This window comes from Citreicoccus inhibens, from assembly GCF_019039035.1.
GTDB classification, from domain to species: Bacteria; Myxococcota; Myxococcia; order Myxococcales; family Myxococcaceae; genus Citreicoccus; species Citreicoccus inhibens.
In genome coordinates this window covers 1-13652 of the sequence record NZ_JAHNZT010000022.1, presented here as the reverse complement: position 1 = coordinate 13652, position 13652 = coordinate 1, and the positions used below count along the sequence as shown (strand labels likewise).

At 70.4% G+C, this 13652-nt stretch carries 9 protein-coding genes; 7 read left to right on the top strand and 2 right to left on the bottom strand.

Annotation, left to right across the window (positions count from 1 at the left end):
• The first annotated feature begins 12 nt into the window (after window positions 1-12).
• From KRR26_RS23235 to KRR26_RS23210, 6 genes are all read left to right on the top strand, one after another.
• Window positions 13-687: a TetR/AcrR family transcriptional regulator gene (locus KRR26_RS23235; RefSeq protein ID WP_120203529.1), complete on the top strand. Its 675-nt coding sequence runs from the start codon at window positions 13-15 to the stop codon at window positions 685-687.
• The gene (locus KRR26_RS23230) at window positions 684-1484 is read left to right on the top strand and encodes a CoA transferase subunit A (RefSeq protein WP_120203528.1); all 801 of its coding nucleotides are present in this window, start codon (window positions 684-686) and stop codon (window positions 1482-1484) included. Before KRR26_RS23235 ends, KRR26_RS23230 begins: the two co-directional genes overlap by 4 nt.
• A complete protein-coding gene (locus KRR26_RS23225; protein WP_120203526.1) occupies window positions 1481-2224 on the top strand; it encodes a CoA-transferase subunit beta in 744 nt (247 codons plus the stop codon). Before KRR26_RS23230 ends, KRR26_RS23225 begins: the two co-directional genes overlap by 4 nt.
• A 39-nt stretch (window positions 2225-2263) precedes the next feature.
• A complete protein-coding gene (locus tag KRR26_RS23220) occupies window positions 2264-3301 on the top strand; it encodes an alcohol dehydrogenase catalytic domain-containing protein (RefSeq protein WP_217080858.1) in 1038 nt (345 codons plus the stop codon).
• A gap of 31 nt (window positions 3302-3332) precedes the next feature.
• Complete coding sequence (locus KRR26_RS23215; protein ID WP_217080857.1) at window positions 3333-4595, top strand: hydroxymethylglutaryl-CoA synthase family protein; 1263 nt, start codon at window positions 3333-3335, stop codon at window positions 4593-4595.
• Window positions 4596-4753: 158 nt separating this feature from the next.
• A complete protein-coding gene (locus tag KRR26_RS23210) occupies window positions 4754-5446 on the top strand; it encodes a GNAT family N-acetyltransferase (RefSeq protein WP_120203521.1) in 693 nt (230 codons plus the stop codon).
• Here the strand turns inward: KRR26_RS23210 and KRR26_RS23205 are convergent.
• Window positions 5341-7167 (bottom strand): DUF885 domain-containing protein, encoded by a 1827-nt coding sequence (locus KRR26_RS23205; protein ID WP_217080856.1) that lies wholly within the window; start codon window positions 7165-7167, stop codon window positions 5341-5343. The two genes, KRR26_RS23210 and KRR26_RS23205, sit on opposite strands and share 106 nt — an antisense overlap.
• A 73-nt stretch (window positions 7168-7240) precedes the next feature.
• Window positions 7241-9439 (bottom strand): sensor histidine kinase, encoded by a 2199-nt coding sequence (locus KRR26_RS23200; protein WP_233576752.1) that lies wholly within the window; start codon window positions 9437-9439, stop codon window positions 7241-7243.
• Window positions 9440-9763: 324 nt separating this feature from the next.
• Here KRR26_RS23200 and KRR26_RS23195 point away from each other — a divergent pair.
• On the top strand, window positions 9764-13652 hold a 3889-nt coding region (locus tag KRR26_RS23195; protein WP_236069081.1), incomplete at its 3' end, for an amino acid adenylation domain-containing protein.

Here is a 13652-nt window from a genome sequence, read left to right as displayed (position 1 = left end):
GAGGACACGCACATGACGCAGTCGGGGCGCAGGCCAGATGAGGGGGAGCGGTACCGGGCCATCCTGGAGACGGCGGCGCGCCTCATCTGCGAACGCGGGTACGAGGGCACGTCGATGCAGGAGATCGCCGCCGCGTGCCGGATGACCAAGGCGGGGCTCTACCACCACATCCAGAACAAGGAGCAGCTGCTCTTCGCCATCATGAACTACGGGATGGACGTGTTCGAGGAGCAGGTCCTCGCGCACGTGCAGGACGTGGCGGACCCGCTGGAGCGCCTGCGCGGGTGCATGCGCCACAACATCCACCTGGTGACGCGCGGGTGCAGCAAGGAGGTCATCATCATCCTCCACGAGCACGCCACCCTCACCGGCGAGCCCCGCGAGTTCATCGACCGGCGCAAGAAGCGCTACGTGCGGTTCCTGGAGGAGGCCTTCGCCGAGGCCACGCGCCAGGGCCTCATCCGCCCGGTGGACCCCACGGTGGCGGCGTTCTCGTTCCTGGGGATGATTCTCTGGGTCTACAAGTGGTTCAAGCCGGACGGCCGGCTGACGGACGACCAGATCGCCGACGGGATGGTGGACCTGCTGCTGCCCGGGCTCTTCGCGCAGGCCTCCGCCCCCGCTCCGGACTCCGGGGTCGCGCCGCTTCGCGTGGTGCCGCGCACCGCCACGGGGGACGCGTCGTGAAGTCGCCTCGCTGGTGCTCGCTGACGGAGGCCGTGGCCTCCATCCCGGACGGCGCTTCGCTCGCCACCGGAGGCTTCATGTTGGGCCGTGCGCCCATGGCGCTGGTGATGGAGCTCATCGCCCAGGGCAAGCGCGGCCTGAGCCTCATCTCGCTTCCCAACCCCCTGCCCGCCGAGTTCCTCATGGCCGGCGGATGTCTGGCGCGCGTGGAGCTGCCCTTCGGCGCGCTGAGCCTCGCGGGCCGCGTGCGCCCCATGCCGTGCCTGAAGCGCGCCATCGAACAGGGCACCGTCGCGTGGCGCGAGCATGACGGTTACCGCATCGTGCAGCGGCTGCGCGCGGCGTCCATGGGCGTGCCGTTCCTGCCCGCGCCGGACTCGGATGTGTCCGCGCTCGCGGACGCGGAGCCGCCGCTGCGCGTGGTGGATCCGTTCACCGGCGAGAGTGTCCCGGTGGAGCCCGCGTACTACCCGGACGTGGCGCTCATCCACGCCCGCGCGGCGGATGAGCGCGGCAACCTCTTCATCGAGGACCCCACCACGGACCTGCTGGTGGCGGGCGCGGCTCGGAGAGTCATCGCCACCGCGGAGGAGCGCGTGGAGCGCCTGCCCCGCGTGACGATCCCCGGCTTCCAGGTGGAGCGCGTGGCGCTCGCCCAAGGCGGCGCGCTGCCCACCGGGTGCACGGGCCTGTACCCGCACGACGACGAGGCCCTCGCGCGCTACCTGGCGCTCGCCGAGCACGGCCAGGAGCAGGAGTTCCTCCAAGCGATGCGGACCACCCGGAGCGCGGCATGACGGCCTTGATGATGGATGCGACGCCTGCGGAGACGGTCGTCTCGTTGCTGGCGCGGGAGATTGAAGAGGACGCGGTGGTCGCCACGGGCGTGGCCTCCCCCCTGCCCATCCTCGCCATCGCGGTGGCGAAGGCGACGCACGCGCCGGGGCTCACGTACATCGCCTGTGTGGGCTCGTTGGATCCCGACCTGCCCTCGCTGTTCCCCTCGTCCGAGGACCTGGGCTACCTGGATGGCCGCTCGGCGGAGGTGTCCATTCCGGACCTCTTCGACCATGCGCGGCGCGGGCGCGTGGACACCGTCTTCTTCGGCGCGGCCGAGGTGGATGCCGCGGGCCGCACCAACATGACGGCCTCCGGCAGCCTGGAGCGTCCGCGCAGCAAGTTCCCGGGCGTGGCGGGCGCGGCGACGCTGCGGCAGTGGGTGCGCCGGCCGGTGCTGCTCATCCCTCGGCAGTCGCGACGCAACCTGGTGCCCGAGGTGCAGGTGGCCACCACGCGGGATCCGCGCCGGCCCGTGCGGCTCATCTCCGACCTGGGCGTGTTCGAGCTGGGCGGCGACGGCGCGAAGCTGCTGGCCCGCCACCCGTGGGCGCAGGTGGAGACCATCGCCGAGCGCACCGGCTTCGAGTTCACCGTGCCGGACGCGCTGCCCGTCACCCCGCTCCCCGACTCGCGCACCCTGTCGGCCATCCGCGCGTTGGATCCGCGCAACCTCCGCGACTCGCTCGTGGGGGCCTGAAGCGCCCGCATACCCGTTACTCACCAGAGAGGCACGAAGATGGAAGCCGTTGTCCTTCGCCAGTTCGGCGATGCAGGAAACCTGCGCCTTGAGAACGTCCCGGTCCCCAGCCCGGGACGCGGTGAAGTGCTGCTGCGGGTGCACGCGTGCGGCGTCTGCTACCACGACGTCATCAACCGCCGAGGCAACCTGCCGCGCACGCACGTCCCCGCCATCCTCGGCCACGAGGCCGCGGGCGAGGTCGTGGACGTCGGCCCCGACACGCCGGGATGGAAGGTGGGCGATCGCGCCGCCACGCTCCAGCGCCTGTCCTGTGGCGAGTGCGCGCTCTGCCGCGCCGGCCGCAACAGCCTCTGCAAGCGCGACAACCGCTTCTTCGGCGAAGAGCTTCAGGGTGGCTACGCGCAGTTCATGGTCGCGCCGGTGGCGGGCCTGGGCCGCGTGCCGGAAGGCCTGCCCTGGGCCGAGGCCGCCACGGTGTGCTGCACCACCGGCACGGCGGTGCACACGCTGCGCACGCGCGCGCGCATCCAGGCAGGCGAGACGGTGCTCATCACCGGCGCCAGCGGCGGCGTGGGCCTGTCCTCGGTGCAACTCGCCAAGGTGGACGGCGCGCGCGTCATCGCCATCACCTCTGGCGAGGCCAAGGTGCAGGCGCTGCGCGAAGCGGGCGCCGACGAGGTCATCGTCTCGCGCGGGCTGGACTTCGCGTCCGAGGTCCGCAAGCGCACGCAGGGCAACGGCGTGGACGTGGCGATTGAAATCGTGGGCAGCGCCACCTTCGACCAGACGATGAAGGCCATGGCGCCGGGCGGTCGCGTGGCGGTGGTGGGAAACCTGGAGTCGGGCGTGGTGAACCTCAACCCCGGACTCGTCATCGTGAAGGAGCTGGAGATCCTCGGCGCCTACGCGACCACGCGCGACGAGTTGGACGAGGCGCTGCGGCTGACGGCGGCGGGGAAGATTCGTCCGTTCGTGTCGGAGACGGTGCCGCTGGCGGATGCCTCTCGCGCGCACTTCCGGTTGGAGAACCGCGAGGTCGCGGGCCGGCTGGTGCTGGTGCCGCCCCAGGCGTGAAGCAACACAGGACTTTCTACGGAGTTCACCTATGAAGAAGCGGGTTGGAATCGAGGCGCTGGCCATCGCGGTCCCGCGCCGGTACGTGGACATCGAGGACCTGGCGCGAGCGCGCGGCGTGGATCCCGCCAAGTACACCGCGGGCCTTGGCGCACGTGAGATGGCCGTGAACGATCCGGGCGAGGACGCGGTGGCGCTGGCCGCCACGGCGGCGGCCCGGCTGCTCAAGCAGCAGGACGTGGACCCCGCGAAGCTGGGCATGCTCGTGGTGGGCACCGAGACGGGCGTGGACCACTCGAAGCCCATCGCCTCGCACGTGCACGGCCTGCTCAAGCTGCCGCGCGCCATGCGCAGCTTCGACGCGCAGCACGCCTGCTACGGCGGCACGGCGGGCCTGATGGCCGCGGTGGAGTGGATCGCCTCGGGCGCGGGCGCGGGCCGCTCGGCGCTGGTGGTGTGCACGGACATCGCGCGCTACGGCATCAAGACCGCGGGCGAGCCCACCCAGGGCGGCGGCGCGGTGGCGCTGCTCGTCTCCGAGCAGCCGGACCTGCTCGCGATGGACGTGGGGCTCAACGGCGCGTGCACCGTGGACGTGTATGACTTCTGGCGCCCGGTGGGTCGGCGCGAGGCCCTGGTGGACGGGCACTACTCCATCAACTGCTACCTGGACGCGCTCTCGGGCGCGTACCGGGGCTGGCGCGAGCGCGCGCTGGCGCAGGGGCTGGTGCGGTGGGGCGGCACGATGCCGAGCGAGCAGCTCGCGCGCATCGCGTACCACGTGCCCTTCTGCAAGATGGCCCGCAAGGCCCACACCCAGGTGCGGCTGTGCGACTTGGAGGACGCGGTCGGCCCCGGGCCGAACACGCCCGAGGCACGCGAGGCGGTGGCCAAGTCCGCCGCCAGCTTCGACGCCCAGGTGGCGCGCTCGCTGAACGTCAACGCGCGCGTGGGCAACGTCTACACCGCCTCGCTGTACCTCGCCCTGACGGGTCTGCTGGACGCCGAGGCGGCCACGCTCGCGGGCCAGCGGATCGGCCTGCTGTCCTACGGCAGCGGCTGCTGTGCGGAGTTCTACTCCGGCGTCGTGGGCGAGAAGGCCGCGGAGCGCATGGCGCGCGCCGGCGTGGAGGACGTGCTCGCCCGACGCGAGCGCGTCAGCGTGGAGGAGTACGAGCGACTCATGGGGTTGGCGCCCGACGCGCCCGAGGCCCTGACGCCCGAGCCCGGCACGTTCCGCCTCGCGGAGATCCGCGAGCACCGCCGCCTCTACGCGGGTGGAACCGTCGCCTGAGGGGCCGCCCTCGCCGGGAGCGCGCCAACCCCCAGCGCACTGCGATGACGCCAGAGGCCCGAGCCCGCCGGTGAACATTCGCCGGCGCTCCGGGGCACATCTCGAAGCGGGCAAGCCAGCGGCCGGCGCGAGCCCTCATGCGTATTTAATGAGGCATCATGAACGTGATGCTCCAGGAGCTCGCACCGGAGTTCATCGACCAGGTCGGCCCCCTGTGCGCACGGGCCTTCGGTGATTATCCGCTGCTCGCCGAGCTGTTCCCCAGCGACGCCCAGAAGCGCGCGGTGGTGACCTCGCGCGTCTATCACTCCACCATCGTGGATTGCCTCGAGCACGGCGTGGTTCACGCGCTCGTCGAGGGCGAGCGCCTGTTGGGACTCGCCGCATGGCTGCGCCCGGGCGCCTATCCCCAGTCCCTCCGTCGGCAAGCGGGAATGTTCTCCACCGCCACCGCGGCGCTGCGCTACTTCCCGCGGCGCGCGGGGCTGGGGCTCCAGGCGCTCATCCGGCTCGACCGCTACCATCCGCACACGCCCAAGCACTGGTACCTGGCCACCATCGCCATCGACTCGGGCGCGCAGGGCAAGGGCCTGGGGGCCCGGCTGATGAACCGGGGCCTCCAGATGGTGGATGCGCAAGGCGAGCCCTGCTTCCTCGAAACGGCTCGGCCCACGAATCGGAGCTGGTACGAGGGCTTCGGTTTCGAGGTGCAGCGCAGCGAGCCCTGCTTCGACGGAGGTCCGCCTCAGTGGTTCATGTGGCGGCCACCGGCGGACGCGGCGATCCACGCCTCCACCTTGCGCTCCAGCACGTCGAGCGGCAGCGAGCCATCGAGCAACACCACGTCGTGAAACGCGCGCACGTCGAACGCGGGGCCCAGCGCCTTCTCCGCGCGCGTGCGCAGCTCACGAATCTTGAGCTGCCCCACCTTGTAGGCCAGCGCCTGGCCCGGCCAGACGATGTACCGATCAATCTCGTTGGTGATGTCGAGCATCGGGCGCGGTGAGTTCTCCAGGAAGTAGTCGATGGCCTGCTGGCGGGTCCACCGCTTGGCGTGCATGCCCGTGTCCACCACCAGCCGGACCGCGCGCCACATGTCGTAGGCCAGCTGCCCGAACTTGTCGTACGGGTCCTCGTACAACCCCAGCTCATCACCGAGCGTCTCGCAGTACAGCGCCCAGCCCTCGCCGTACGCGACGTAGTAGCCGAAGCGGCGGAACTCGGGCAGCGACGCCTGCTCCGCGGCCAGCGAGGTCTGGAAGTGGTGGCCGGGCACGGCCTCGTGCAGCGTGAGGGGGACCATCTCCCAGCGCGGGCGCGTCTCCGGGCGGTAGAGGTTCACCAGGTACGTGCCGGGGCGCGAGCCATCCGACGCGGCGGGATAGTAGAAGCCCGTCGTCGTATCGGGGGCCATCTCGTCCGGCGTGGCCTCGACGCCGTAGGGCAGGCGCGGAAATGTCTTGAACAGCTTCACGAGCAGCGGGTCGATTCGCTTGGAGAGCGCCCGGTAGCGCATCAGCAGGTCCTCGCCCGTCGTCGAGTAGAAGCGCGGATCATCGCGCAGGAAGCGGAAGAACTCCGGCAGCGTGCCCTGGAAGCCGGCCTTCACCTTCACCACCTCCATCTCCGCGCGCAGCCGCTGCACCTCCGAGAGCCCCAGCGCGTGGATCTCCTCGGGTGTCAGGCGCGTGGTGGTGAACGTGCGCGCCATGAACGCATAGAGCTGCGCGCCCTCGGGGAGTTGCCACGCCCCCACCTGCTCGGGCGCGGCGGCGATGTACTCTTGCGTGAGGAACGCGTGGAAGCGGCGGAGCGCGGGCAGGACCGTGGTCGCGATGGCGGCCTTCCCCGCGGTGGCGAGCCGCGCCTGCTCCGAGGCGGAGATGCTGGCCGGGAAGCGCGTGAAGGGGCCGTAGAAGCCGCTGCGCGTCGGCTCGTCCACGAGCTGCTTCTCCAGCTGCGGAGGGATGCGCTGGAGCGCGACCTTCGGATGCACGCGGTGCTCGCGCATGCCCTCGCGCATCAGCGCCGTCACCTGCTCCGCGTAGGTCCCGAAGGAGCCGAGCCGGGCGATCCAGTCCTCGTAGTCCTTCACCGTGTCGAAGCGCAGCGTGTCCGCGAACTGGTACGCGGTCTGGATGCCCGGCGGCTGGCGGATGCCCTCGGGAAGCCCTCCCATTTGATTCGTGGGCAGCAGGTACCACTTGAAGCGGTGCTCCTCCACCCACGTCTCGTAGTCGCGGCGGAACAGCTCATAGTCGAGCAGCTCGCGCGCGCTCAGCTGCTTGCGGTCCACCGCGTCGAGCTTCGCCAACACCTTGAGGCTGTGCTGATGGTCGGCCTCGATTCCGCCGAGGCTGCGGTCGTCCCAGCGATCATTCCAGCGACGGTCACCCAGCACCGAGGCATACGTGGGGCTGCGCTCCAACTGGTACTGCCACTCGCTCTGGATGAGCGCGTTCAGGGTCGCCCCCGCGCTGGACTTCGCCTTCACCGTGGGCGCCGCGACCGCGGTGCCCAACGGCAGCGACGCGATGACGCCCAACATCCACCCTCGCACTGCTCGAAGCATGACCCGTCCTCTCGCCATGCCGGCAGTCTAGCGACTCGGGCTCAGGCCAGCAGGCCCGTCCCGCGCGGGACGCCTACCCCACGAGCAAGGTGCGGGGATCCGCGAGCTGCGCCGCGGCGGGCAGCGTCACGGTGAGCAAAGTGCCGCGACCCTCGCGGCTCTCCGCGCGCAGCGTGCCACCCAGCCCCGTGGCGATGGCGTGGCTCACCGACAGTCCCAGTCCCGTGCTGTTGGGCCGCGCCGTGGCGAAGGGCTCGAAGATGCGCGAGAGCAGCTCGGGCGACAGGCCCTTGCCGGAGTCCTGCACCTCCACCACCACCTCGCCGTCCGGGCCGGTATAGGCGGCGACGCGCAGCACGTTGGTCGCCGCGTCGGCGGGGTCCATCGCGTGGATGGCGTTGAGCAGCAGGTTGAGGAAGAGCTGGCTCAGGCGGGCCTCGTCCGCGTCCACGGCGGACAGCTCGTGGAAGTCGCGCTCCAAGCGCGCGCGGTGCTGGAGCTCACCCCGGATGAGCTTGAGCGCGTGCTCCAGCACGGGCTGAACCTCCACGCGCGCCTGATGCTCGGGCGGCTTGCGCGAGAGCGTCCGCAGGTCCTGCACGATGTGCTTGAGCCGCGTGGCGCCCTCCAGCGTGTCCGACAGGGCCTCCATCACGCCATCCAGCTCCGTCGCCCGCGCGCCGCCCCCGTCGCGCAGCGAGCCCTTCAGGCGGTCCAACTCCTCGCGCATGTATGAGAGGTTCGCCAGCACGAAGGCCAGCGGGTTGTTCATCTCATGGCCCACCGCCGCGGCCAGCGACCCCAGCGCGGACAGGCGGTCCGACTGGATGAGCCGCGCCTCCAGTTGCTTGCGCAGCGTCACATCGCGTGAGAACACGCGCAGGCCCGGTGGATCCCACAGCTGCGCCACCGACAGCTCCCAGTACCGCCCGTCCAGATGCACCGTGGGGGCGGGCTCTCCCGCGGGCGCGCCGCGCCAGATCCACATCAGCGCCGCGTAGACGAGCGGGTGCTTGTCACCGCGCGCCACCAGGTCCGGGAAGGCCGTGAAGGCGGCGGGGTTGGCGTAGCGCAGCTCCCCATCCGTTCCCAGCTCCAGCAGGGGCTCGGGGTGCAGCAACGGAAAGGACGCCAGGCGATACAGCGGATCCTCCAGCGAGCGGAGGCCCGAGACGTCCCGCACGAGCAGCCCCAGGCGCGGGCCCTGCCCTTCATCGGCCGCGGCCTCATGCGGAGTGACCTCCGCGACGTATGAGCGCGTCTCGCCCGCCACCTCCAGCCGATAGTCCTGACGGCCGCCCGCGCTCCCGCGCAGCACCGCGTGGATGAGCGGCAACAAGGGCCCGGCCGCCTCATCCCCCAGCGCGTCCACGAGCAACGAACCCTCGGCGCCACTCAGCGCACGGCCGAACGCGTGCCCCGTGGGAGACCAGAGCCTCCGACAGCGCGTGTCCGCATCCAGCTCGGCCACCAGGTACTCGCCACTCCGGGTCGTGCTGCGCGGCGGCGCCACCACGCGCCCGTCCTCGGAGCGCACGAAGCCCTCGACACGGAAGGGCCCCATCAACATCTCCAGACCCGCCCCATCCGTGTTCATCCGCGTGAGGATGGACTCCAGCGCGGCCGCGTCCGTGGCGGACAGGCGCCGCGTCAGGATGATGCCGTCCGACAGCGTGGCGCCCGTGAAGGAGAACGGCAGCAGCCGCCGCTCGTCGCGCCCCACGTAGGTGGCCAGCGTGGCCCGCATCGCATGCTCGTCCGGGTGATTGCTGAACGTGGCGGCCACATCCGCCTCGCCGTCGAGCACGGCGTTGAGCGCGCGTCGGTACGTCCCCACGAAGCGCTGCTCGGCGAAGAGCGTGTCCGGCTCCAGCCCCTGCGCGCGCAGATGCGCGACCGCCAGGAGGTGGCCTCCCGTGGACCGAGGCGCCACCCACGCGGCGCGCTTGCCCTTCAGCGACGCCAGGGTGAGCGGCTCGTCCGCTCGGCACACCAGCGACGAGTGGTAGCTCCAGCTCCCCGAGCGCACCGCGCGCAGCACGGCGCGGCCACGGGACTCGAACGCGGTGCACTGCTCGGCGGTGGCCCACGCCATGTCCACGCGGCCCGCCACCAGCTCGGACTCCAGCAACTCGTAGGTGGGGGCGAACTCCACCACCACCTTGCGCCCCAGCCGCTCCGACAGGGCGCGGCCAAACAGGTCGACCCGAACGTGCTCACGCACCTCGCCCAGCGAGGGAAACAGCACGAAGCGGATGGGAGTGGCTGACACCTTCAAGGGCTGAGACCTCCGGCAATCCCCCCTTCTTCGCGACCTCGGGAATGCCCCCGGTCACTGGCGAGGCACCATACCCGAATCTTGAGCTATTTGCACATTATTCCAGACTCACTTGAATTTACCAGATGTCAGAGAGTGGGGTCGGAGGTCGGGAATCGACGGCGTCAAGGCCCAGAGGTGGGGACTCACCCCACGAACCGGCGGGGGAAGGTGTCCTATTCTGGGATCGCTGGATACTGAACATTTCCCCATCGAGCCATCCAGAGCCGTTTTCCAGGCGAAAGGTGCGTTCGCGTGGCGTGAAGGAGCTGTCTTCCCATGGCCCTGACCCCTGCCCAGAAGCGCGCGCGCTTGACCGAGCTGCTGCGCGAGAAGAACGCCGCCGTCCGTCAGGTTCCTCCCGCCTTCGCGCAGGAGCGCATGTGGTTCCAGGAGCGACTGGCGCCCGGCAACGCGGCGCTCCACATGCCGGTCGCCGTGCGCCTCACCGGGCCGTTCGACGCGGCGGCGCTGCGTCACGGGCTTCAGGAGCTGGTGCGACGGCACGAGCCCTTGCGGACCACCTTCATCGAGGTGGACGGGAAGCCGCTCCAGCGCATCGCGGCATCCGCCGAGGTGGAGCTGCCCGTGGTGGACCTGTCGGCGCTGCCCGAAGCCGCGCGCGAGGCCGAGGCGTGGCGGCACATCCACGCCGAAGCGCGCCGACCGTTCGACCTGGAGCGAGGCCCGCTGCTGCGCACGGTGCTCTTCCGCGCCTCGGACACCGAGCACCTGCTGCTCGTGTGCCTCCATCACATCATCACGGACGCGTGGTCCATGGGCGTGCTGGTCCAAGAGCTGGGGGCGCTCTACGCGGCGGGCCGCACCGCGCTCGCGGCCGAGACCTTGCCGCCGCTGCCCCTCTCCTTCTCCGACTACACGGCCTGGCAGCGGCAGTGGCTCCAGGGAGATGTCCTCCAGGCGCAGCTCGCCTACTGGCGGGCCCAGTTGGATCCGCACGCGGTGCTGGAGCTGCCCACGGACCTGACGCGCCCCCCGCTGCTCTCCACGCGGGGCGCGCGTGAGAGTCGAGCGTTGTCGCCAGCCCTCACGCAGGCGCTCAAGGCGCTCGCCACGAGCGAGGGCCGCACCCTCTTCTCCGTGTTGCTGGCCGGCTTCGGCGTGTTGCTGCACCGCTATGCGGGGCGAGACGACCTCACCGTCGGCACGCCCATCGCGGGCCGCGCGCGCGCCGAGACGGAGCCTTTGATCGGCCTCTTCGTCAACACGCTGGCCCTGCGCGCCTCCATTGCGGGCACCCCCTCGTTCCGGGAGTGGATGGAGCGGGTGCACACCTCCGCGCTCGGGGCGTTCGCGCACCAGGACATCCCCTTCGAGAAGCTGGTGGAGGAGCTGCAACCCACGCGGCACCTGAACCTCACGCCGCTCGTGCAGGTGATGTTCGTGCTGCAGAACGCGCCGCTACCGTCGCTCCAGCTCCCTTCGCTTCGCATGGAGACGCAGCCGGTGGACGGGGGCGCCGCGCGCTTTGACCTCACGCTGATCGCCGCCGAGAACGACGGCGCCCTGCGCCTCACCGCCGAGTACAGCACCGACCTGTTCCACGCAGCCACCATCCGCCGCCTGCTCGGACACCTCGCCACGCTCCTGGAGGCCGCCAGCCATCAGCCTGAACGGAGCGTCGCCGAGCTGCCGCTCCTCGATGACGCCGAGCGCCGACAGATCCTGCTCGCCTGGAACGGAGCCGCGTCGGACTTCCCTCGGGACGTGCTCCTGCATCAGTGCATCGAAGCCCAGGTGGCGCGTACGCCAGATGGGGTGGCGCTCGTCTTCGAGGGGACCCGGCTCACGTACAGCGAGCTGGACATGCGCGCCAACCAGCTCGCGTGGCACCTGCGTTCGCTCGGGGTGGGACCGGAGGTGCGCGTCGGCCTCTTCCTCGAGCGCTCGCTGGAGATGGGGGTGGCCTTGCTGGCCACGCTGAAAGCGGGAGGCGCGTACGTGCCGCTCGATCCCGAGTATCCCGCGCAGCGCCTGACGTGGATGCTCGAGGATGCGACCCCTCCGGTCATCCTCACGCAGGAGCGGCTGCTGTCGCGCCTGCCTCCGCATGCAGCGCGGGTGGTGTGTCTGGATACTGGCTGGGAGGAGATTGCCGCGAGGCCGCATGACGCGCCCGCCCCCCTCGCCTCCGCGCATTCGCTGGCGTACGTCATCTTCACCTCGGGCTCCACGGGCCGGCCCAAGGGCGCGATGAACACGCATGAGGCCGTGGTCAACCGCCTGCTGTGGATGCAGGACACATATCGATTGAGAGAGGACGACGTCGTCCTCCAGAAGACCCCGTTCAGCTTCGATGTCTCTGTCTGGGAGTTCTTCTGGCCCTTGATGACTGGAGCGGTGTTGGTGATCGCGAAGCCCGGCGGCCATCAAGAGCCTGGCTATCTCGCGCGGCTCATCGCGCGCGAGGTCGTCACCACGGTGCACTTCGTGCCCTCCATGCTCCAGGTGTTCCTGGAGGAGCCCACGGTGGAGCGCTGCAAGGCGCTGCGACGCGTGGTGTGCAGCGGCGAGGCGCTCCCATTGGAGCTCGCGGAGCGGTGCTTCCAGGAACTGTCCTGGGTGGACCTGCACAACCTCTACGGCCCCACCGAGGCCGCCGTGGACGTCACGGCGTTCACGTATGGCTCGGTCCAGGCGCGTCGCTCCGTGCCCATCGGGCGGCCCGTGGCCAACACGCAGATCCGCCTGCTGGATGCGAACCTGCGTCCCGTGCCCGTGGGCGTCCCGGGAGAGCTGTTCATTGGCGGCGTGCAGGTGGGCCGGGGCTATCTCGGCCGGCCTGAGCTGACCGCCGAGCGCTTCGTGCCCGACGCCTTCAGCGAGACACCGGGAGCCCGCCTGTATCGCACGGGCGACGTGGCCCGCTGGCTGCCAGATGGCAACGTCGAGTACGTGGGCCGCGCCGACTTCCAGGTCAAGGTGCGCGGCCTGCGCATCGAGCTGGGAGAGATTGAGAATGCGCTGGAGCAGCACCCCGCCGTGAAGCAGGCGGTGGTGGTCGCGCGCGAGGACCGTGCGGGAGACAAGCGCCTGGTGGCCTATGTCGCCGTGCGCGGAGCCGATGCCGTGGACAGCGCCATGCTGCGCGAGCGACTGCACGAGAAGCTCCCCGAATACATGGTGCCATCGACCATCGTCCTGATGGACGCCCTGCCGCTGACGCCGAGTGGAAAGGTGGATCGCAAGGCGCTTCCCGCGCCCGTGGCCGCTCCCACGGCCGTCCACGTCGCACCGGGGACACCTACCGAAGTGGCGCTCGCAACCCTCTGGGCCGAGGTGTTGCACGTGGATCAGGTCGGCGCGATGGACCACTTCTTCGAGCTGGGAGGCCATTCGCTCCTGGCCACGCAGCTCGTGTCGCGCATCGTAGGAGCGATGGGGGTCGAGCTGTCGTTGCGCTCGGTCTTCGAGGCGCCCGTTCTCTCCACGCTCGCGCGACGCATTGATGAGGCTCGGCGGGCGCTGGTGCCGCGCGCCCCGGCGCTCGTGGCCGTTCCGCGTGAGGGGGCGCTGCCGCTGTCGTTCGCGCAGCAGCGCCTGTGGCTCATCGATCAGCTCGAGCCGGGCAACGCCGCGTACAACGTCCCAGCGGCCCTGCGCGTCCTCGGAGAGCTGGATGTCCAGGCACTGGAGCGAGCCTTCCGCGCGCTCGTGGCTCGACACGAGAGCCTGCGCACCGCGTTCATCGTCCAGCAGGGCGAGCCCGTTCAGCACATCGCGACCACCGTGGGCGTGTCTCTGGAGTGCCATGATCTGAGCCGGCTGTCCGTGGACACGCGTCAGGCGGAAGCCCAGCGCCTCGCCACCGAAGAGGCGATGCGGCCCTTCAATCTCGCTGTGAGTCCGCTGGTCCGCGCCTCATTGCTGCGACTGGAGGAGCAAGAGCACGTGCTGCTCGTGACGATGCACCACATCGTCTCCGACGGTTGGTCCATGGGCGTGCTCGTCCGCGAATGGGTTGCGCTCTACGAAGCGTTCCATGAGCAGCGCGAGCCTCGCTTGGATCCGTTGCCGATCCAGTACGCGGACTACGCGGTGTGGCAGCGGCAGTGGCTGCGCGACGGCGTCCTCGACGCTCAGCTCGCCTACTGGAAGCAGCAGCTCGCTGACGCTCCCGCCCTCCTTGAGTTGCCCACCGACAGGC

Bases quoted from the DNA above. Each gene is read 5' to 3' on its own strand.
- KRR26_RS23215 (WP_217080857.1), top strand. From the start codon at position 3,333: ATGAAGAAGCGGGTTGGAATCGAGGCGCTGGCCATCGCGGTCCCGCGC.
- KRR26_RS23235 (WP_120203529.1), top strand. From the start codon at position 13: ATGACGCAGTCGGGGCGCAGGCCAGATGAGGGGGAGCGGTACCGGGCC.
- KRR26_RS23220 (WP_217080858.1), top strand. From the start codon at position 2,264: ATGGAAGCCGTTGTCCTTCGCCAGTTCGGCGATGCAGGAAACCTGCGC.
- KRR26_RS23205 (WP_217080856.1), bottom strand. From the start codon at position 7,167: ATGCTTCGAGCAGTGCGAGGGTGGATGTTGGGCGTCATCGCGTCGCTG.
- KRR26_RS23225 (WP_120203526.1), top strand. From the start codon at position 1,481: ATGACGGCCTTGATGATGGATGCGACGCCTGCGGAGACGGTCGTCTCG.
- KRR26_RS23210 (WP_120203521.1), top strand. From the start codon at position 4,754: ATGAACGTGATGCTCCAGGAGCTCGCACCGGAGTTCATCGACCAGGTC.